Annotated in this window: 23 protein-coding genes and 2 pseudogenes; 21 read left to right on the top strand and 4 right to left on the bottom strand. The window is 31.8% G+C overall.

Going from position 1 to position 21,351, the window contains the following annotated elements; genetic code table 11:
* The first annotated feature begins 673 nt into the window (after positions 1-673).
* Entirely contained in the window at positions 674-1,369 is a 696-nt protein-coding gene (locus ABH957_RS12855; RefSeq protein ID WP_002065863.1) for a CsxC family protein, read from the top strand.
* A 127-nt stretch (positions 1,370-1,496) separates the two neighbouring features.
* The gene (locus tag ABH957_RS12850; protein WP_404447014.1) at positions 1,497-2,840 is read left to right on the top strand and encodes a BC_2427 family protein; all 1,344 of its coding nucleotides are present in this window, start codon (positions 1,497-1,499) and stop codon (positions 2,838-2,840) included.
* A gap of 363 nt (positions 2,841-3,203) precedes the next feature.
* Here ABH957_RS12850 and ABH957_RS12845 read toward each other — a convergent pair whose 3' ends face one another.
* Positions 3,204-3,635: a GNAT family N-acetyltransferase gene (locus ABH957_RS12845; protein ID WP_404453522.1), complete on the bottom strand. Its 432-nt coding sequence runs from the start codon at positions 3,633-3,635 to the stop codon at positions 3,204-3,206.
* Positions 3,636-3,861: 226 nt separating this feature from the next.
* Between ABH957_RS12845 and ABH957_RS12840 the strand changes: the two genes are divergently transcribed.
* Positions 3,862-4,722 carry a DegV family protein gene (locus tag ABH957_RS12840; RefSeq protein WP_002136810.1) on the top strand — a complete coding sequence of 287 codons (861 nt, stop codon included), beginning with the start codon at positions 3,862-3,864 and terminating at the stop codon, positions 4,720-4,722.
* A gap of 70 nt (positions 4,723-4,792) precedes the next feature.
* Here ABH957_RS12840 and ABH957_RS12835 read toward each other — a convergent pair whose 3' ends face one another.
* Positions 4,793-4,996 (bottom strand): hypothetical protein, encoded by a 204-nt coding sequence (locus ABH957_RS12835; protein ID WP_002136809.1) that lies wholly within the window; start codon positions 4,994-4,996, stop codon positions 4,793-4,795.
* A 70-nt stretch (positions 4,997-5,066) separates the two neighbouring features.
* On the opposite strand from ABH957_RS12835, the pseudogene ABH957_RS12830 reads away from it, so the two are divergent.
* Positions 5,067-5,450: pseudogene (locus ABH957_RS12830) on the top strand (helix-turn-helix domain-containing protein); the annotation flags it as partial.
* Between the two features lie 92 nt (positions 5,451-5,542).
* Here the strand turns inward: ABH957_RS12830 and ABH957_RS12825 are convergent.
* Positions 5,543-5,977 carry an Lrp/AsnC family transcriptional regulator gene (locus ABH957_RS12825; protein ID WP_103458577.1) on the bottom strand — a complete coding sequence of 145 codons (435 nt, stop codon included), beginning with the start codon at positions 5,975-5,977 and terminating at the stop codon, positions 5,543-5,545.
* Positions 5,978-6,119: 142 nt separating this feature from the next.
* Here ABH957_RS12825 and ABH957_RS12820 point away from each other — a divergent pair, with 142 nt between their 5' ends.
* The 6 genes from ABH957_RS12820 (at position 6,120) to ABH957_RS12795 (ending at position 11,714) form a co-directional block, all read left to right on the top strand.
* Positions 6,120-7,409 (top strand): APC family permease, encoded by a 1,290-nt coding sequence (locus tag ABH957_RS12820; RefSeq protein WP_404453525.1) that lies wholly within the window; start codon positions 6,120-6,122, stop codon positions 7,407-7,409.
* 113 nt (positions 7,410-7,522) lie between these two features.
* Positions 7,523-9,133, top strand: coding sequence for a M3 family metallopeptidase (locus ABH957_RS12815; protein WP_404453528.1), 1,611 nt, complete (start codon positions 7,523-7,525; stop codon positions 9,131-9,133).
* A gap of 13 nt (positions 9,134-9,146) precedes the next feature.
* Complete coding sequence (locus ABH957_RS12810; RefSeq protein ID WP_002136800.1) at positions 9,147-9,848, top strand: 5'-methylthioadenosine/adenosylhomocysteine nucleosidase; 702 nt, start codon at positions 9,147-9,149, stop codon at positions 9,846-9,848.
* A gap of 29 nt (positions 9,849-9,877) precedes the next feature.
* The gene (locus ABH957_RS12805; protein ID WP_404453532.1) at positions 9,878-10,552 is read left to right on the top strand and encodes an HAD family hydrolase; all 675 of its coding nucleotides are present in this window, start codon (positions 9,878-9,880) and stop codon (positions 10,550-10,552) included.
* Between the two features lie 97 nt (positions 10,553-10,649).
* A complete protein-coding gene (locus ABH957_RS12800; RefSeq protein WP_404453908.1) occupies positions 10,650-11,111 on the top strand; it encodes a GNAT family N-acetyltransferase in 462 nt (153 codons plus the stop codon).
* Positions 11,112-11,207: 96 nt separating this feature from the next.
* Positions 11,208-11,714, top strand: coding sequence for a DinB family protein (locus ABH957_RS12795; RefSeq protein WP_404453534.1), 507 nt, complete (start codon positions 11,208-11,210; stop codon positions 11,712-11,714).
* 44 nt (positions 11,715-11,758) lie between these two features.
* Here the strand turns inward: ABH957_RS12795 and ABH957_RS12790 are convergent, their stop codons facing one another.
* Positions 11,759-12,178 (bottom strand): hypothetical protein, encoded by a 420-nt coding sequence (locus ABH957_RS12790; protein ID WP_002136793.1) that lies wholly within the window; start codon positions 12,176-12,178, stop codon positions 11,759-11,761.
* A gap of 121 nt (positions 12,179-12,299) precedes the next feature.
* On the opposite strand from ABH957_RS12790, the gene ABH957_RS12785 reads away from it, so the two are divergent.
* From ABH957_RS12785 to ABH957_RS12735, 11 genes and pseudogenes are all read left to right on the top strand, one after another.
* Complete coding sequence (locus ABH957_RS12785; RefSeq protein ID WP_404448695.1) at positions 12,300-12,947, top strand: response regulator transcription factor; 648 nt, start codon at positions 12,300-12,302, stop codon at positions 12,945-12,947.
* Positions 12,940-14,316, top strand: coding sequence for a sensor histidine kinase (locus tag ABH957_RS12780; protein WP_404453538.1), 1,377 nt, complete (start codon positions 12,940-12,942; stop codon positions 14,314-14,316). Before ABH957_RS12785 ends, ABH957_RS12780 begins: the two co-directional genes overlap by 8 nt.
* Positions 14,317-14,452: 136 nt before the next feature.
* Positions 14,453-16,249 carry a Xaa-Pro dipeptidyl-peptidase gene (locus ABH957_RS12775; protein ID WP_404453541.1) on the top strand — a complete coding sequence of 599 codons (1,797 nt, stop codon included), beginning with the start codon at positions 14,453-14,455 and terminating at the stop codon, positions 16,247-16,249.
* Between the two features lie 228 nt (positions 16,250-16,477).
* Positions 16,478-17,239 (top strand): class I SAM-dependent methyltransferase, encoded by a 762-nt coding sequence (locus ABH957_RS12770; RefSeq protein WP_404453544.1) that lies wholly within the window; start codon positions 16,478-16,480, stop codon positions 17,237-17,239.
* A 154-nt stretch (positions 17,240-17,393) separates the two neighbouring features.
* Positions 17,394-17,912 (top strand): shikimate kinase, encoded by a 519-nt coding sequence (locus ABH957_RS12765; protein WP_404490904.1) that lies wholly within the window; start codon positions 17,394-17,396, stop codon positions 17,910-17,912.
* Between the two features lie 142 nt (positions 17,913-18,054).
* Positions 18,055-18,318, top strand: coding sequence for a hypothetical protein (locus tag ABH957_RS12760; protein WP_002136786.1), 264 nt, complete (start codon positions 18,055-18,057; stop codon positions 18,316-18,318).
* A gap of 195 nt (positions 18,319-18,513) precedes the next feature.
* Positions 18,514-18,729: pseudogene (locus ABH957_RS12755) on the top strand (hypothetical protein).
* Between the two features lie 209 nt (positions 18,730-18,938).
* Entirely contained in the window at positions 18,939-19,439 is a 501-nt protein-coding gene (locus tag ABH957_RS12750; protein ID WP_404448705.1) for a lysozyme family protein, read from the top strand.
* A 166-nt stretch (positions 19,440-19,605) separates the two neighbouring features.
* Positions 19,606-19,836 carry a hypothetical protein gene (locus ABH957_RS12745; protein ID WP_000789035.1) on the top strand — a complete coding sequence of 77 codons (231 nt, stop codon included), beginning with the start codon at positions 19,606-19,608 and terminating at the stop codon, positions 19,834-19,836.
* Positions 19,837-20,220: 384 nt separating this feature from the next.
* Positions 20,221-20,712 (top strand): ankyrin repeat domain-containing protein, encoded by a 492-nt coding sequence (locus ABH957_RS12740; protein ID WP_404490905.1) that lies wholly within the window; start codon positions 20,221-20,223, stop codon positions 20,710-20,712.
* Positions 20,709-21,305 (top strand): DJ-1/PfpI family protein, encoded by a 597-nt coding sequence (locus ABH957_RS12735; protein ID WP_404448709.1) that lies wholly within the window; start codon positions 20,709-20,711, stop codon positions 21,303-21,305. Before ABH957_RS12740 ends, ABH957_RS12735 begins: the two co-directional genes overlap by 4 nt.
* The last annotated feature ends 46 nt before the right edge of the window (positions 21,306-21,351 follow it).

The raw sequence follows: 21,351 nt of genomic DNA, 5'->3' as shown, positions 1-21,351 counted from the left end.
GAAAATCCAATTAAATTAACATCAATTAGCCCTTTTTTATAATTACAAAGATAAAATATCCAAAGATAATTTTACCTAAACTAAAGGTGTTAAGAGAGATGTTAATTAATAGTATTAGAGGGGAGAACAACGACAAGATTGTTTTCATTAGAAGTATTGATAAATTCTATTGGAAAAGGTGAGAGTAAAAAAACGATGTGAATGATAAAGATGAAGTGATTCCACAACAATGTAGGTATAAAAACCGACTTTATTAAGTCGGTTTTTATTTTTTAACAATCAGGTGTTACCCAATATTAAATTGCAGTTGCAAAGATATTATGAGATGAAGAAATCAACAAACTTAAATTTATCTGCCTTAATAAATGTAAGAATAGATTTTTTGAAAGTTTCTTCGAAAATATGGTTATCTTTTTTACTATTGAACTTAATTAACGTATCATTGTATTTTTCCACGTTGAGAGTTAAGAAATTCTATTTTTTATAGGTAAATATACATGAAAATTAAGTACATTAAGTTATGTGTATTTGACTATTAAAGAGAGAGTACTCTTTTTATTTGTAAATGATAAAAGTGACTATGATACAAACCCACGCATTAATAGAAGACAAACATATACAGTATAGAGAGTTAAAAAGCTCTAAATTTTTCATATAAAGGAGATTATAAAATATGAGTGAACAATGCCCAATTAATGTACCATGTCAGGTAGCGGGACAAACCCAAACACCATTAAGTGATGCTGCAGCAACACCAATTACTACTCCAGGAGCACCAATCGTAAAAATACCAGTTGTATTAGCGGAAAGAACAATTCAAATTGTTGTAGAAGCCGATGTTCCATTAGATCCTCCAGCAACTGAGATTAAACGTGTCTTAAAAAATGTATTTTTAACACAAGGTAAGTTAGTTCCTGTAGCATTTACTCCGGTAGTTGGTACACCTTACAACCGAGTTACAAGAGGAAAATTATTTGTACAAGGGTATATTCGTAAAAATATTGAATATGCAAATGATGAGTGTAATGGAGTTCTATATGACCGCATTGCAAATGTTCCATTTTCTGGTTTTGCAGATCTAACAGAAGCTGATTTTCTATCACTAGCTTTAATAGCTGCTTCTTCAGACACTACATCTCATTTTATTAATCCTAACAACGGCGATTTACCACGTTTAGATAAATACTTCTTCCAAAATTCAGTTTTTTATAACGAACAACCATATGTCGAATTAGTAAGTGCTCAATTTTTCGAATTAGACTTTTCCCCTTGTCCAACAGAATTAAACGAGCCATTTGGAACGCTTCGTGAAAAAATTGTACTAGACCTTACTTTAAAAGTTTTACAAGTACAACAAGTACAAGTATAAGACTAAAAAAGCATTGTCTTTAATAAAAAGACAATGTCTTTTTTATTATTATAAAACATATATAATGATGGAATGGTCGCGTACAAAAAGCATATTTTTATGAATTTCATCAGATGGGGGGATGGTGATGAATAAGCCATGGGTTGGTAAGGAAATATGGAACAAAGTTTACAAATGGAAAATGCTGAATGTTCAAGATGATTCGCGCGAAATAAGAGAAAAAAAGGAAAGTAAAGAAACAGAGTCAAAAAAAGAAGATAAAGCAATTGAATTAGAGGAAGAAAGTGAAAAAACTAGATCAGCAAAAGAAGAAAAAGCAATTGAATTAGAGAAAGAAAGTGAAAAAACTAGATCAGCAAAAGAAGAAAAAGTAATTGTATTAGAGAAAGAAAGTGAAGAAACTGAATCAAAAAAAGAAGAAAAAGCAATTGAATTAGAGGAAGAAAGTGAAAAAACTGTATCAGCAAAAGAAGAAAAAGCAATTGGATTTGAGGAAGAAAATGAAGAAATTGAATCAAAAAAAGAAGAAAAAGTAATTGGATTAGAGAAAAAAAGTGAAAAAACTGTATCAGCAAAAGAATATGAAGAAAGAGAATTAGAGCAAGAAGAAAAAGCAATTGAATCAAACAAAGAAAGTGAAGAGACTGAACCAGCAAAAGAAAATAAAGTGATTGGATTAGAGAAAGTAGAAGTAGCAAATGAATCAGAGAAAAAAAGTGAAGAAACTGAATCAAAGAGAGAAAGTATAGGTTTAGGATCAAAAATAGAGACTTCAGTGCATTCAATGGTAGTGAAAACGCCATTTTCTATTATTTCAGAAGTGTCTAGCTTTAATGTATTTCCAAAAATAAATGTGAAAAATCAAGATGCATTTGTATTTCGAAATGAAAAATATGCGGAGGGGCGTGAATTAGATTCTAAGTTATTAACTACAGTGCAACAGTATCATTCGGAGGCTTATTGTAAATTAGTTTCTTTAAATCTTCATGAAAAGAGAATGCTTGTTGAATTATATAATCAAAAAGTTAAAGGGAATAATGAAGAGAATAAGGTAGAGACATCTTCATGGATTCCTATTCACAGCATAATATTAGAGAGTGGAAATGAAGGAGAAGTAAATAATTATATAACAGCCAGACTACCAGTAGAAATAGGAAAATATAAAGGTGAAATTAGTTTACGAGAAAAAGTGGTATTTACAGAAAAAGTCATAGGAATAAAAGAGGTGGAACAGGAGATTATTTTGACAAAAACCGAATTTTTAGTACCAAAAGTAAAAAAGAATGGACAAAATAAATTTACAGTTGAAAAAGGGAGCTTATTGGTAGAAGGATATATATATCAATGTATTGAATACATATCAGAACAAAGTACATTTCATGACAATGTGTATCAGTTAGTACAAAATATTGTATTGGAATTAATCATTCAAGTGATACAAGAACAGGAAGTACAAGTGCGAATTACATAAAAATGATTATATTCCCTTGATTAGCTCATTATTTTTATTCGTAGCGTATCAATGCGTAATCTTTTGTAAATCATTCAGTGCTATAGAATATCCTCCAAACGGTTTATCCTCAATGAATTCATTTTAATATTTATGAAGGATGATATTATTGCTAGCTAGGATAGTTACTTAATTGTATGAATTTCTTCAGGTTTATGTTTTAAAAAGGTGCTAACAAGTTTGTCAACGAACTTGCTAACACTTATTAAAAACAGGCATAAAATGTGGCGTATATGTTGTTTGAATAAAGAAGCTAATTCACAGATAATTGCTTGTATAATCTGATGTGTAATACAAAGTGCATTGACTCCTTTTTTACAAAACTCACAATTTAAATAGTAAAACATGTGTATCGTAATTTTCCAAACACCAATTATATTTTTTTAGAATAATTGGGTGGACAACTTCTTTCGTAGTATCGACTTCAGTATAGCCATATTTTTTATAAAAGTTTTCTAGTTCCTCGAAAGGAAGACAATACACATTTTGTATTTGTAATTTTTTCGCAGTTTGTACTAAAAATGATACGAGTTCCCCAGCTAATTGTAGACCCCTGAATTTAGGGAGAATAAAAATCCCACCCATTTCAATAGTATTTTCATCTATTTGGACTAAACGTCCAACACCTGCATACTCGTTGTTGTATGTAATGATCGCAACTGTGTCTCGTGTTAAATCACTTGGTACAAATCCTATCGATTCATAATGATTATTAACCCATTCTAAATCATTAGATGTAGCTAGTTGAATACTCATATGTATCCTCCCTCAGAAAAAATGTAATATTCTCATTATACACAGTGTAATAACTTGTAAAAAGAGGTTAAAATGAAATCATTTTTATTTGCAGTTCAAGTTTTGAATAATAGTGCATACAATATAAAGTCTTTTCCTTTCTTCATTTTAGTTTTACGTATATAATTTAAAAGTAATATTTTTTATTTTATTTATTATATATTTATAACAGAATAGAGGTTTAAAAATGGGTGTTAAAATCATTACGGATAGTGCGGCGGATTTACCGTTAGAATTGCTGCAAGCATATGATATTGATTTAATTCCACTCCGTGTATATGATGAAGCAGAAACAGAGTATTTAGATGGGGTTACATTAAAATCAGTTACTTTATTGCAAAAAATGAGAGAAGGCGCAGTTTATAAAACGTCATTGCCTTCACTTGAAACATTCCAAGAAAAATTTGTTTCCTATGCAAAAGAAGGTAACCCTTGTATATATTTAGCTTTTTCATCTGAATTGTCTGGTACATATCAATCGTCAGTTCTCATTAAAAAAGAAGTGAAAGAAACATACACTGATTTAGATTTAGAAATTATCGATACAAAATGTGCCTCACTCGGTCAGGGTATTGTCGTATTAGAGGCTGCAAAAATGGCAAAAGAGGGCGCATCGAAAGAAGAAATATTAAACCGTGTCGCTTTTCTAATGGAGCATATGGAGCATATCTTCACTGTAGCTGACTTACAGTACCTTGTTAGAGGTGGCCGTTTAAGTAAAGTAGCCGGTTTCATCGGTGGTTTGCTAAACATTAAGCCAATCTTAAATGTGGATGAAGGAAAACTTGTACCACTTGAAAAGGTACGAGGGAAAAAGAAAGTATTAAGCCGAATTGTTGATATTATGGAAGAGCGCGGGAAAGACCTTAAAGGTCAAACAATCGGTATGACTCACGGTGATGATTTAGAAACTGCCGAAGCATTAAAAGCATTAATTACTGAAAGATTCGGCTGTGAAGTATTTATCGTAAATACAATTGGAGCAGCAATCGGAGCGCATACAGGACCAGGTGCGTTAACATTATTTTTCTTAAATGAAGTAGAGTAAAGGATTGATCTTTTGATCAATCCTTTTTTAATTCTAAAATAATTGTTTTATGCGAATGAAAAATATGTAATTACTTCTTAACTTTCTCTTTAAAAGGTAAGAAGGTAGATAGGAAAGTAGTGATAGCTAGTGCAAAGCTGACTCTTTCAGTATGATCAATTACTAAGTCATTTTTCCACTGATAAAGGAAAGAAGCGATTATTAAAAGTAAAACAGCGCCTCCAACATATCTTACTATTTTTCGTGCTGATTCGTTTTTTAGTCTTACAATCATGTTTATCTTCCTTTCGAGTTTACTAAATAATTCGACAAACTAATTACTAGGATGCGATATTGGTAATTCATCTATGAAATTGAGTGAATTTTTATCGGAGAAACATCAAAAGGTATATGCATTACGAAACATGATAGAGGTGTACATAGAACTTAAAGATTGGAAAAATGTTAATAAAGTTATGAATGAAGCATTTCATTTTTTATCGATTTATGATGTACCAACTGCACATGTCCAACTATATGGTTTGAAAGCTAAAATATTCAATATACGTGGAGATTATTATGAATATGAAAAAAATATGCAAAAAGCAATTGAAGTGGGAGTAGAAAAAAAGCAACATCGCTTAGTTGCTGAATTATCCTATGAATTAGGTAACTTTTATAATGAGAATCGCTCTTATAAATTATCTGCGAAGTACTTTAAAATTTCAGCTGAAAATAAAATGGATTAAAAAAGAAGTTTAGTCAAAAGTTCTTATAAATTGTAAAGGGTTATCCAAAAGAGTATGATATTTTATACTTTTTGGATAACCTCTTTTTATTACTATTCTACAATTATCGGTCGATATGGTATCGGTGATGATAAAATCATAGAAGTTTTTACTATACCAAATGGTATAACGATATCAATTAATTCCTCTAATTCTTTCATTGAGTGAACCGCTACTTTTAAGTAATAGCTACTTTCACCTGTTACTCGGTGACATTCGAGTATTCTATGTTCTTCGTATATTTTCTCCTCAAATTTTTTGCATGGAATCTTTAAATTTTCGATTCTTAAAAATGCTTGAATTGATTTTCCAACTGTATCCAGTGATATCCGTGCTGTATACTTTTCAATTATTCCTGCATCTTGTAACCTTTTTAGTCTTTCTGTAACGCTAGGGCGGCTAAGGTGTAGATGCTCAGTCATTTCTGTAATTGTCATCCTGGCATCTTCTTGTAATAATAGGGTTATTTTCTTATCAATCTCATCCATTACTCATGCTCCTTTGCAAAGTTGAAAGTAAACTTCTGAAATACATGCATAATATAAAATCTAATGCTAAATTACATACACAATTGAATATTGAATAGACTGATAACTTTCTATAATTAAAATATAAATGGAGGTGCATGTAATGTCTAATCATTTCAACGAAACAATTTCTATTAAAAAGGGAACAGCTTTATACGTAGGGGCAGTTTTAGGATCAGGAATTCTTATATTACCTGGTATGACTGCGAGTATAGCGGAAGGGAATGCGATTATTTCTTGGCTTATTATGATTTTACTTAGTATCCCACTTGCATTAACATTCGCTTTTTTATCTATTGAGCATCCAAATGCAGGGGGAATTGCAACTTTTTCTGAGAAGGCTTTTGGTAAAAAAGTAGGTGCGATTATAGGCTGGTGTTTTTTTATCGCAGGTAGTGTTGGGCAAATCATTGTATCACTGACAGGTGGAATGTATATAGTAAAAGTCTTTTCTTTACCATCGTATTTTTCTTATATTATCGGGTTAATCATAGTAAGTATTTCTATCGGTTTCAATTTATTTGGATTAAAAATGAGCGGTTCATTTCAAGTATGTATCGGTGTATTAACTTTTTTTATTTTAATCGCAACAATTATAAGCTCACTACCTTATATTGAAATGAAAAATATAAATGTACATATTTCTATGAAAGCAGTAACCCCGATTTTAGATGCGTCATTATTAATTTTTTGGTCGTTTTTCGGTTGGGAAGCAATTGCGAGTTTAGCTCCAGAATTTAAAGCACCTAGAAAAAGAAATATTATTTTGTCTACAGGATTTGCAATTATTATTATTGGAGTTTTATATATGGGGATTGCATTATCAGTAATGGGAACAAAATCATATCATATTAATGCTGATAATACTACAGCTCTAGTACTTGTAATAAAACAAACATTAGGTAATCAATTTGCATGGTTAATTGGATTTGTAGCTTTTATTATTTGCTTAGGGACGACAAATGCATTTATCGCAAGTATGGGCCGTTTAGGCTATTCGCTAGGGCAGGAAGAAGTTGCACCTCGTTATTTAGCAAGTATTAATGTAAAAAGAGCAGCGCCAACAAATGCAATAAAAGTTGTAGGTTTTATTGCAATAATAGGTTTGTTAATATGTTTCGTTTTTCATATTAGTATAGATAGAATCGTATTAATACCGAACTCGTTAGGGATTGTTACATATATAGTCGGTACTGCGGCCGGAGTTAAGTTAATAAATAATAGATTAGGTAAAATTTTTTCTATAATAGCTTTTACATGTTGTATAGCGGTTTATCCCTTTATTGGAGGAGTCATACTTATTCCAATAGTTGTAGCTTTAGCGTCTTTATGCTATTTATATTGCATAAAAGGTAGACTTGTAAATGGGAGGGAGCAGAATAAGGAATGTTAAAATACATTCGTTTAAGTTTCAATATTTAGAGATATCTAAATATTGGGGATTCATATATAATTATGGAGGGGTTAAATTTTTGTAACTATTTGTAAAAATAGGAGGCTATTAAAATGAATATACTTATTCAAGCTCCAACTAAATGGGAGTTAGGCAGACTATATTCTAATAAACAAGATCTTATATTTTCTATAGAACGGTTAATTATAGAATATAAAGCAACAAAAGACTCAGTAATCCTTTCACAACTTATACAGGCTATCGAAAAAGCAGAGTATTACTTATATTGCCGTGCTGCTGAAGATGAGAAGCAGCCTGAAAATACTTTACTAAGTGTAAAAGTAAATCAATTAAAGAAAGAAGTTCAACTATTAATAGAATCTAGTAAGGGACAAAGTGTTAATACAAATCATTCAAGTATTAAACTAATAGAAAATGAATTAAAAGCTTGGGAAGATATGTATACACAATTAAGAAATAAAATAGAAGTAATACACGATAAAGAGACTTTATCATTTGGACAAGCAAATTACGTTGCGATGAATAGTGATGATCATAATGAAAGATTAATAGTATTTGATTCTCTTACAAATGCTTTGAATAAGGAAAAAGATATCTTTGCTACTGTATTGAATCAAATAGGAAGATTACGTCATGCTAAAAGTGATGAAATGGAAGGAACAGAGATTTTAAAACAATCACTACAAGCAAATGGCATCTCTGAAACTGCATTATCCCAAATGTGGAATGCAACGGAACAAAATCTTACGAAGCTAGCAATTGCGTTAAACGGTTATAAAAAAGGAAAGAATTCAATTACATGGTACGAGCTAATGACATGGAAAGAAAGTAATGAGACTGTTATTCCTTTTTCAGTAGCAGTAAAAAACATATATGATGCACTAAAAAATATAGATGAAGAATTGGCACAGTTCGCACAGAATGCAATAGCGAATGGCTGGATCGATGCTGAACCGAGAGATAATAAACCGCCGGGTGGATTTTGTGCTCCTTTTTTCAGTGAAAAAGAATCTCGCATTTCACTTCGTTATGATGGAACAATTGATAGTGTAAGAGTACTTGCTCATGAACTGGGACACGCTTGGCATTTTTATGTTATGAGTCTTGAACAATCTACAACATTTTTAGATGATTATCTGCCAATGAGTACAGCTGAATCAGCGTCTATTTTCTTTGAAACGGTAATCATGAATTATTTAATTCAAACAACAGATTGTGTAGAGATGAAAAAGTCATTGCTTAGCTGGAAAATTAGAAATAGTTTTAATTATGTTATGGCAATTCGTGCATCGTTTCAGTTCGAAAAGAGTTTTTATGAAAAAAGTAAAGAAGGTCCTATAAGTGCTGATGAAATTGAGAAATTATCTATAGCCGCGCAGGAAAAGGCATACGGGAATGCACTAACAGAATATCAGCCGTTTGTTTGGATGAAATACGTTCAGTTTTATATAGCAGATGTTCCTTTTTACAATTATCCATACACACTTGGGTATTTAGCAAGTTTTAGTTTAATTGAAATAGCAAAGGAAAATAAAAATGCATTTCATTTGAGGTATAAAGGGTTTTTACGAGAAACAGGAAAGGCCCCAGTTGAAGAATTGATGAAAAAACATTTTGATATTGATCTAACAGAGTATGAATTTTGGAATAAAGCTTTTATGCAAATTCATAAAGATATTGATGAATATTTGCAAATTAATTAAGGGGACTACATATATGAACAGAATCGGTATTATCGGAGCAATGCAAATAGAAATAGACTTACTTTTAGAAAAACTACTTATTAAAGAGGAACATACTATTGCGGGAATACCTTTTTATAAAGGAAACTTCATGGATACAGAAATTATTATTACGCGATGTGGTGTAGGAAAGGTAAATGCCGCCGCATGTACACAAATTTTAATTAATAAATTTGATGTGGATTCTATCATTAATACAGGTGTTGCGGGTGGATTACATCCGGATGTGAAAATTGGTGATCTAGTTATTTCTACAAATGTTACGCATCATGATGTTAATAAAAATCAAATGAAGAATCTATTTCCGTTTCAAGAAACGTTTCATGCAAGCGAGGAATTAAGAGATTTAGCCCGAAAAGCTGTTAATAGTAGTAGTTTAAATATTACTGTTCATGAAGGAAGAATCGTCAGCGGAGAATGCTTCGTCGAGGATTCAAAATTAAAGGAGCAATTAGTCACTGAATATGCACCTCATTGTACAGAAATGGAAGGAGCGGCAATTGGGCATGTCGCTTATATAAATGACATACCGTTTCTCGTTATGAGATGTATTTCTGATGGCGCTGACGATGAGGCGCAAGTTTCATATGATGATTTCGCAAAAACGGCCGCGAATTATTCTTCAGAAATTATTGTCGAGATACTTAAAAATAAATTGAGTAAAACTATTTTGTAGTTCAAAAGTAAAGAATGGGAGAGAATATCATGTTACAAGCACTAATTTTCGATATGGATGGAACTTTATTTCAAACAGATAAAATTTTAGAATTATCACTAGATGATACATTTAATCATTTACGTTCACTACAATTATGGAATACGGTAACGCCAATTGATAAATACCGTGAAATTATGGGTGTTCCTTTACCTAAAGTTTGGGAAGCGCTGTTACCTGATCATTCAAATGAAGTAAGAAAACAAACAGATGCTTATTTTTTAGAGAGATTAATTGAAAACATAAAGAGCGGAAAAGGGGCTTTATATCCGTATGTAAAGGAAGTTTTTAGTTTTATAAAAGAAAATAACTGTTCCATTTACATTGCTAGTAACGGTTTAACGGAATATTTACAGGCAATCGTATCTTATTATGATTTAGACCAATGGGTTACGGAAACGTTCAGTATCGAACAAATTCAATCGCTTAATAAAGGTGACTTAGTAACAAGCATTTTGATGAAATATGATATAAAAGAGGCAGCGGTAGTTGGAGATCGTTTATCTGATATTAACGCTGCAAAAGATAATGGTTTAATTGCGATTGGATGTAATTTCGATTTTGCACAAGAAGATGAGCTTGCTCATGCTGATTTAGTAATTGATGATTTAATGGAGTTGAAGGGGATATTACCTGAATTGAAGAATACTTACATAACAAAATGAATAAGTTCACATTCAAATGAATGCTCAGGATGATATATTCTTGGGCATTTTTATTTTTCAAAAAGATACATTTGGATAGAGAAAGTGGGGGATTAAGCTGGAAGATATACAAATAAAACGAATTGGAGATTTGCTAAAATATGAGGTCAATCACCTTGTCCAGGAAAGTAAAGAAGAAGGATTTAACTTCTTAATAAAACTAATAAATGAATATGAAAGTAAAAGAAATACATTTAGTAAAACGGGCGAATGTTTATATGGCATTTTTCGAGGTGATACGTTAATTGGAATCGGGGGATTAAATCAAGATCCGTATACGAAAGATAATAAGATTGGCCGATTGAGGAGATTTTATATTGCAAAAGATTACCGGCGAAAAGGATTAGGAAAGTTACTGTTAGGGAGAATCTTAGGCGATGCAAAAATCTATTTTACTATCGTTGTCTTACACACAGATACAGAACAGGGGAACCAATTTTATACTTCGAATGGATTTGTGAAAGGGGCAATGTATGTAGGAACGAGCCATTATCTAAACTTAGATAAAAGGATGCAGTGAATTATTATTTATTCTCCGATAAGAACGTTTGTTCTTTTGTATGTAGATTTATGGTATGATTTATCTAAATCTATTATTAGAATGGGGAATTAGATGATGGGAGAAAATAAAATTATTAATGATTTCAATGAATATTCAATTTGGATAAATGCATTGAAAGATATGAAAGAAGAATTGTGGACGACACCAATATCAGAGGGGAAATGGACTGTTGGTGAGATCGTATCTCATATTATGAACTGGGATGACTATCTTTTACGTGAGACATTATCATCAGTGAGAGATGGACAGGGAATGGAGTTCCCTGACTTTGATACATATAATAAACTAGCCTCTAATTATGCGAAATCAGGTATATCTAAGATAAAACTTCTTGAAGAAGCAAAAGCTAAAAGAGATTTACTTGTTCAAGAGCTTCACCGACTGTCTATTGGAAAGCTAAGGGAACATTTAACTGCCAATGGAGTATCGTATTGTCCTCATACTGGAACGCCGTATTCTCTTATATATATTATTAAGGAATTCGTAGATCACGATAACCATCACAAAAGGCAGATTTTGAATTTTTTAAACGAAAATCATATTAAAAAATTAACTTGTTAACTGATAAAGAAAGATTCCACAAATGATACTTGTGGGATCTTTCTTTAATTAATTTTAACATTCATTTGTTTCAATAAACCCTTCGGATCACCTTTTACATAATAAAAATGTGGATTATTCTCATCATCGTAAAGCATAATGTAAGGTTTTTCATTAAGTGGGAGAAGGATGAGTACTTCATCGATTGTTGTATGTAACCATTGATTTGTAATAGGAACAGGTTTTGATAACGGGATTTTTATCATATGACCATCTTTCGGAACGACATTTAAGTTTTTGAACGGGCCAGTAATGGATTTAGCATATTGAACAGCTTCTTTTTGAATAGCTGAATCTAAAGATTGTTTTTGGACCACCATTTCTTTTTTACAATCAAATACTTCAATTTGTTTATTTGTATTTGCGAACGCATTTGTTGATAATAAAAAGAAGAGAAGAGTAATGACTCCTATTTTTTTGAACATGAAACAACACCTCACACTTACTATACCCTCAAACGTTGTAAATATTTTTATGTCACATTGATGTAACAAAGAAGTTGTATGATAAAATTGATATTTGTTTATAAGTAATGGAGGAAATGTAATGAAAGTATTAATCGCGGATGATGAACAAGATATGCTGAAAATTTTAAAAGCGTATTTTGAAAAAGAAGGCTTCGAAGTTTTATTAGCAAAGGATGGAGAGGAAGCACTTCAAATATTTTATGATGAGAAAATTGACTTAGCTATTTTAGACTGGATGATGCCGAAAAGTAGTGGTATTGCTGTCTGTCAGGAAATAAAAAAGAATTCGAGTGTAAAAGTATTAATGCTTACTGCGAAAAGTGAAAGTGAAGATGAATTAGCAGCTCTTCAAAGTGGGGCAGATGAGTATGTGAAAAAACCATTTCACCCAGGAGTGCTAATTACGCGAGCGAAAAAGCTTGTACAGCATGAAGATGTTATTCAAGTTCAAGATTTAAAAATAGATTTCACCAAAAATAAAGTATATAAAAATGAGAAAGAATTAGACATTACAAAGACAGAATTACAATTAATAAAGTGCTTTTTAAATCATAAAGGCACGATTTTAACGAGGAAAAAGTTGTTAGATATAGTCTGGGGATTTGATTATTTTGGGGAAGAGCGAACGGTTGATACGCATGTAAGAAGATTACGTAAAAAAATAGGAGAAAATATTATAAAGACACATCGCGGTTTAGGATACAGTTTGGAGGAAGAGTGTGAATAAACTCGGTAAAAAGTTATTTTTCAGCATCTCTTTAACAGTCATCCTTATTTTTGCCATCTCTTTATTATTAATTAACTATTTTTTACCAAAATATAATGTGCACAAAACACGCGAAAGCTTAGAAGGCATTACAGCGCAAATCCAGTCAATACCGCGTAAAGAGCTGGATGATGCTATAAATCGTATTGAAAATGAAGGTAATGTTACGATTGCGTATACATCAATAAATAGTTCAGAAGATGCTATTAATGAAGAATTACGCATGCAACTTACAAAAAAGAGAGTTGCATTGAATAAACTTTGGATTACAAAAGAAGAAATTACGAAAGTGAAGAACCTCGGACAATCGAATAAAATATATGATCAAGAAAAGATAAAATCTAGTTTTTTTGCGAAATACATTGCGAAAGATGATATGTTGATTTTAGTAGGAGTTTCTATCGCACATTCCAATGAAGTAATTAAAACGCTTAACTCATTTTATTTATACATTTTGGGATTCTCACTATTTCTTATTATCGTGCTCGTCTGGATTTTTTCAAAAACAATCACTACACCACTGAATGAATTGAGTGATGTCGCAGAAGATATTTCACGTCTGAAATTTAAACGGACGAAAGTTAAAACGAATGATGAAATAGGTGATTTAGCAAATAGTATAAACATTATGAGTGATAAATTACATGAAGCACATCAAGATTTAACAGATCGAAATGACCACTTAAAACGATTTATGGGCGATGTAACTCATGAATTAAAAACACCAATCGCATTAGTAAAAGCATATTCTATGGGAATAAAAGACGGTTTAGATGATGGCACATATGTTGATACAATCATTAAACAAACAGATCAAATTTCAAATTTAATTGAAGAGTTATTGCGATTTTCTAAACTAGAAAGAGATATTTTACAAAAAGAAGAATTCCCTATTGAACCACTAGTACAAAGTATAATAGATAAGCATAAGATTGAACTGGAGTCGAAAGAAATCAAGTTGCAAGTGAACTATAGTGTTGGTGACACGATTGTTTATGCTGATTTAAATAAAATGAGAATGGTCTTTCAAAATTTAATTTCTAATGCGATAAAATATACAACGAATCAAAATATAAAAATCACATTAGAAGAGAAAAATGGCATTGTGTATTTTCAAATTCAAAATGGTATTGCTGCTGAGGGAATTAAAGAGATAGATAAAATTTGGGAGCCTTTTTACGTATTAGAGTCTTCACGTAGCAAAGAAAAATCAGGTACTGGATTAGGATTAGCGATTGTAAAAAGTATATTAGAAAGACATGGATTTGAATACGGAGTTTCGGTAGAAGATGGAGAAATACAATTTTATATGTATATAGATAGGAACTAATTATTATTAGTTCCTTTTCTATTATCTTGAAAGAGTCGAATGTTTTACAAATTTCTCAACTTTCTATAAAATATAAACTGAATTTTCTGCATTTTTAATGTATAGTAAAAGAAGGAATATATGGGGAGGGAAGGGCATGAGGAAAAAGAAATTAGCAATAACACTTTCAGCTATATTATCTTTAACAATTACTTCAGGAGTTTCTAGTATGACTGCACATGCAGAAAATAAGGAAGGGAGCTCTGTAAAAGGGAGCGATATTAAGTTAAATGGTCAAGTTTCAGAAGCTTTAACTCCAAACACAAAAATTCAATTGGAAAATGGGGTGACAAAACCAATCTATTCTCTTGATGAGGCCATCGTAGAAAATTTATTTGTAGAGACAGAAGTTGATAGTGATCGAGATGGTAAAAAAGATCGTGTATCAGTAAAGGTTATGCGTCCAAAGACAAATCCAGATGTGAAAGTCCCTGTTATTTATGAAATGAGTCCATATCGATCTGGATTGAAAGATGTTCCTGTTTATAATGTTGATGAAGAATTGAATGCATATGGAGGAAAACCGTATGGAGCTGTTAATCTTGGTTCATACGGAAATTATTACGTTCCAAGAGGATATGCAGTCATTTTAGGTGAAAGTATCGGAACTGGGAAATCAGATGGATGTCCGACTACTGGAGATGAGCAAGAAATATTAGGGACTAAGTCTGTCATTGATTGGGTAAATGGACGTGCGAAAGCATATACAGAGGATGGTAAGGAAGTAAACGCAAGTTGGTCTTCGGGAAATGTAGGAATGACAGGAGTTTCTTATAATGGTACGTTACCGAATGCTGTCGCAACGACAGGAGTGGAAGGGTTAAAAACAATTATTCCAATCGCAGCGATTAGTAGCTGGTATGATTATTATCGTGCAAATGGGGCGGTTATTGCGCCGGGTGGTTATCAAGGAGAAGATACAGATAATATGGCAGAAGCAGTACTAACAAGAAAAAACCCTGAAGTTTGCGGGCAAATTATTAAAGAACTAACAGCTGGACAAGATCGTAAAACAGGCGATTATAACGATTTTTGGGATAAACGTAACTATGTAAAAGATGTTAAGAATGTGAAGGCTAGTGTGTTTGTTGTTCACGGTTTAAATGATTGGAATGTAAAAACGAAGCAGTTCGCACAGTGGTGGGAAGCTCTTGGCAAAAATAATGTTCCTCGTAAAATGTGGTTACATCAAGGTGGACATGGCGGAACATCAAGTAATAACTGGCAACAAGCCCAAAATAAATGGTTCGATTATTGGTTATATGGAATTGAAAATGGAATTATGGATGAACCGATGGTAGATGTACAACGTGAAAATAAATCGTGGCAAAAAATAAAAAATTGGCCAGATCCAGCAGCTGTACCATCAAAAGTCCGTATGTATTTAAGTAATAAAGCAGTCAATCTACCATTAAGTATGGGATCAGTAAACAATGTTTTCTCATTAGTAGATGATGCTAAAATAAAGTCAAATCAACTAGTAGAAAACCCTGAGTTAGAAATAGCGAATCGATTAGTATATACAATGCCTGTACTGCAAAAAGATATGCGAATAAGTGGTACGCCTAAAATTTCAATAACAGGAAATATTGATCGATCTGTTTCAAATTTAACAGCTTTACTCGTTGATTATGGCGGAGCGAGGCCTGAAATTGTAACGAGAGGTTGGATGGATCCGCAAAACTTAAATAGTATAGAAAATTCAACAGCGATTCAACCTGGTAAAGATTACACATTTACATGGGACATGCAGCCAGATGATTACGTATTTAAAGCAGGGCATCAAATGGGAGTCGTTTTAATCGCAAGTGATTACGATTATACAATTAGACCGAAAGCAGGAACGAAGCTAACTGTGAAATTGAGTGAAGTGACATTGCCGATTGTGAAATAAATAGTTTTTGATGAAGAGCTTACTATAGTAAGCTCTTCATTTATAATCAGAATTTTCAACTTTTATATGTTCAATCGCGAGGAAATATTATACAATGTAAATATATTACATGGAAAGCGAGTGATATATTATGACAGTCAGCTCTTTCGAATTCTCATTAAAATTTGAGGTACGGAAAGATTAAGTAAATTAGAATCTTCCGTACACATAAAACGGAGGAGAAAATAAATGTTTAGTTATTATAGTACACTTTGTACGGAATTATATGATTTCACAAAACCTGTCGGTTACTCTTTGAATGGTGATATTGAATATTATCAAAATCGTTTAAAGAGTTGTAAAGGAAGAATTCTCGAAGCAGCAGTAGGGTCGGGACGTGTCATTATTCCATTTCTTGAAGTTGGATTTAAAGTTGATGGGATAGATTATTCACCTGAAATGCTAGATTCTTGCCGTAAGCGTTGTAAAGAGAGAGGCTTAAACCCTAATTTATACCAAGGAAGCTTACAACAATTTTCATTACCATATAAATATGAGGCGATAATAATTCCTACCGGATCCTTTTGTTTAATTGAAAATCGTGATGATTCTATAAACGCTTTGAAATGTTTTTATGAACATCTTAATCCAGGTGGGCGTTTAATTGTAGATCTTGCGCTTCCATATGACTGGAAGACGGGTGAGATTCATACATCGACTTTTTCTCTACCAAGCGGGGACGGAATTACATTAGAAAATAAATCAATTGAAATAGATTGGCTTAACCAAGTAACTGTATCATATTTAAAATATGAAAAATGGAGTAAAGGACAGTTAGTACAAACTGAACTACAACGTTTTGCAATGCGGTGGTATGGAATAGAAGAGTTTAAGCTCCTTTTAGAAAGTATAGGTTTCACTGACATTACTTGCTCTGCTGACTATGTTTATGAAAAGCAACCGTCAAATGCAGAACAAATTATTACTTTTGAAGCTGTACGAAAGGAATAATATAGGAACTATTCATGAAAATAAGGCAATCGACACAACATCGACTGCCTTATTTTCAATTTTAGGATATGTTTTATTTCATTGTTTATAGAGAAAGATCGGGGGAAAATAAAGGAAATTCATCTTAATATTTGGCCCGCAAGCAGTCGGGAAAATGACAGTCGGACAAGAATTAGTGAAATTAACAGATTTGAAAATTTTTCATAATCACATGACCATTGATTTAGTAAGTCCATTTTTTGATTACAGTACAAAGGAAGCAAAAAGATTAGTAAGTTTGTTTCGTAATGAAATATTTGAAGAAGTGTCTAAAAGTGATTTATACGGAATGATTTTTACATATGTATGGGCATTTGACCTTCAATCAGATTGGGAGTACATAAACCATGTAGTAAGTATTTTTGAATCAAAAGGCGCAGCAGTATATTTTGTAGAGCTCGAGGCAGAATTAGATGAAAGATTAGAGCGAAATAAAAGTCCACATAGACTAGAGCATAAACCGAAAAAAAGAGACATTGAATGGTCTGAAAAAAATTTAAAAGAAACGATGAAAAAACATAGATTAAATTCATTTCATGATGAAATTGAAAAAAAAGAGTACATAAAAATTAATAATACTCATTTGAGTGCTAAAGAAGTAGCTGTAATGATTAAGGAAAAATTCCGATTGTAAAATACTTAAATGCTGTTACGTTTTCATAGTCCAAGCATTCTCCTACTAACTACATATACTATTTATATTAAGGACGGTCACTAATTTATTGAGAAACCGTCATTTGTATATAAATGACAAATTTGGAAGGAGGTAAGAAAAATTGGAAAATGAACAGCCAGGAAGAATTGAAAATCAAGTGTATTCTAATCGAGTTGTAAGATCAGAATTTGATAAGCATTGGGAAACTTGTATTTCAAAAAGTGGTTATGTAATCTATGTAGCGACAAGTGATCATGCTGAAGTAATAGTTTTACTTTCAGATGGTTCAAGTAAATTATTAATCTTCGAAAAAGGCGGTAAAGTAATAGTAGGCGGTGGTGGAACAAGCCATTATAGTAAACCGCATATTGCAAGAAACATTTAATGTAAAAAATGTTAATCGAGAAGATGCTGGTAGCCTTATAGTCTTTAATTTTTATATGGAGATACGTATAATAAAGTGAGTTTTTGTTTTAGGTTCTGGCGTTTTTTCTAACAAAAATAAGATGAAAAAGATCTTTAACGTATAAAGGTCTTTTTTGTTTTATTCACAAATCAAATTAATGGAGGTGAGCTAATAATGAAAAATATTTGAGTAACCTATGTTTTTTCGGGTGTTCTCCTATTCGGCCTTACATATATAACTTCCGCAATTTACTCGGGTTCATTAGAAATTTGGGATAGAGGAAGCGGGAAATTCTTTACTGCATTTTATGAAATCCAGGGTACAATTTTATCGGTAATTTCAATTTGTTTTATTATAGCAGGGATATACTGTATACATAAAAAAGTGTAGTGAAAAACAATCAGCCTTTCATGTACTATACATGAAAGGCTGATTGTTTTTATGTGTTGAAGAAGTCTTTTAGAAGAATTGTAGTTTTTAGATTGATAGTTGAAACTGTAACAGCTTATGTATAATTAATATCATTTTGTCAAATGAATGTCACATAAAAGTCTTATAGTGTATATAGAAAGTGAAACATATACAAAGCAGGAGATGAAATGATGAAAAAGGCACTACAATATATATTCATATTATTTACGTTAGTTACTTTAAGTTATGTAATTTATATTAACTATGAAAAGCAGAAAGAGATTAAAAATAATAAACAAGTAATTAGTGAAGTTGCAAAGAGGTATGATATTCCAGATTGGATACCATTATCAATTGCGGATCATGAAACAAAATTTAACCAAAAAGCAATAGGAGATAACGGAACATCTTTTGGATTATTCCAATTACATCGTGGTGGATTAGCACCAGCGCAATTATCGGAAGAGAGTTTAGTGGATTCGCGTATAAATACAACGATAGCAATTTCAAGTATGGTCAAATCGTATGAACGTGGTGTGAAAAAAGGATTGCAGGATTGGGAGTTGCTTAAATATGTTGCTAATACATCAGGGTGGCCAGGAAACTTAGGGGGAGAATGGACAGATAATAATACGAAATATAATAAAGGGCTAGAACAATCATATCAATTATATAAAAAAGAGAAGTAGATATAAAAAGGCATTTTCAATTTGGGGAAATGTCTTTTTTATGTTATAGTATAAAAGTGTTTGGGCGTTATGTTATTTCGATATATCTTCAAATTTGTTATGTAGTATTTTTATATTAAATAACTACTAAAATCATTTTTTTATATAAGGAGTAAGAAGTATGAATATGAAAAATATAGATTTTATACTAGAAAGTGATGAAACATTAAAACCGTCAGAACGATTAGTACTATTATTATTAGAGAAGCATAGAATGTTATATACGAACGATCTATTAGCTCTTTCAAATTTATCATATAAAACATTAACAGATTCACTAACAGCACTCGTTTTAAAGTCTTATGTTTTAAAGGATACAGGTAAGGGAAGAAGGCAGAATTGTTATAGATTAGTATGATAAGAGTACTGCTATAGATTCTTGCTATATACGTATTTTTCAAATGTAAGGATAAATTCCATTTTTATTTTCAAATGATAAAAAACTATTAATTTAAGTAAATAGCCGGTTTTGATATGTAAAGAGTTCATGGCTGCTAAATATATAATTTCATTTCATTTTTAATAATGTTTGTTAGTTGTAAGTGAAAATGATTTTTTTTAAAACAATTATAAAAATGAAACTCAAAAACAATCTACTCATTAGAGTCGGTTGTTTTTTTATTAGGATAGCGAATTATAAAAATAATATTATTATGTAAACTTAATTATTTAGAAAGGAACATGTGATTATTAATGGAATTTATTAAGGGGTACTTAATATTTCTATACATGGAGGTTCATAATGGAACAAATCATATCAATATCACAAGCAGTCATAAGCGGGGAAAAAGAAAAGGTAGTAGAAATCATTAATACGGATCCAAGTTTTGTTAACTCATTTAGTGAAGATGGATGGACACCGCTTCATTTAGCAGCTTATTTTGGGCAGAAAGAAATAGCAAGTTTCCTTTTAGAACATGGAACAAATATACATATTAGAGCGAAAAACGAAAATGAAAATACGCCACTTCAAGCGGCAATTGCAAACAAACAAATCGAACTTGTATCTTTCTTAATTGAAAAGGGATCAGATGTGAATGCAGTGCAAAGTGGTGGCTGGACAGGACTTCATGAAGCTGCATTATTAGGAAATGAAGATATAATTACATTGCTTCTTGAACATGGAGCCAATAAAACGACTAAGAAAAATGATGGGAAAACTGCATTTGATATCGCTGTAGAGAAAGGGCATGAGCATCTTTTACATCATTTGCAAGAGGAAGTGAGCTTATGATTAGCCGCTGGAAAGTAGGGGTTTTTCTTTTTAATGAAGTGGAAGTGTTAGATTTTGCCGGCCCATTTGAAGTTTTTTCCGTTACAGCAACAAGTGAAGGTCAACCATTTACAGTTCATACTGTTAGTCAAGATGGAGAAATGATTACAGCAAGAAATGGATTAAAGGTACAACCAGATTATAGTATCGAAGACTTACCTCCAGTTGATATTTTAATAATTCCTGGTGGCTTAGGTGCTAGAGAAAACGAAATGAAAAATGAAATAATAATAAATTGGATCCGTCAGCAAATGAAAGAAGTGAAGTTAATGACTTCTGTTTGTACCGGTGCGTTTTTACTTGCGAAAGCTGGATTACTCGATGGGCTCAAAGCGACAACACATTGGGCTAGTGTTAAAAATTTTAGAAATGATTTTCTGAATGTGGAAGTTTTAGAGAATGTAAAATTTGTCGATGAGGGACATATTATTACGTCTGGAGGAATTTCAGCTGGAATTAACATGTCATTTCATATTGTGAAAAATTTGTTGGGTACTGGGGTTGCTGAAGAAACAGCGAAGAGAATGGAATATGATATTGATTTAAAATATTGAAAGTAAAACAAGACCAGCAGTTGAAATATCCAACTGCTGGTCTTGT

The sequence above is a fragment of the Bacillus sp. RC242 genome, assembly GCF_044908245.1.
Taxonomy (GTDB): domain Bacteria; phylum Bacillota; class Bacilli; order Bacillales; family Bacillaceae_G; genus Bacillus_A; species Bacillus_A mycoides.
Note: the sequence above shows the minus strand (reverse complement) of the source record. Positions and strands in the feature narration are given on the sequence as shown.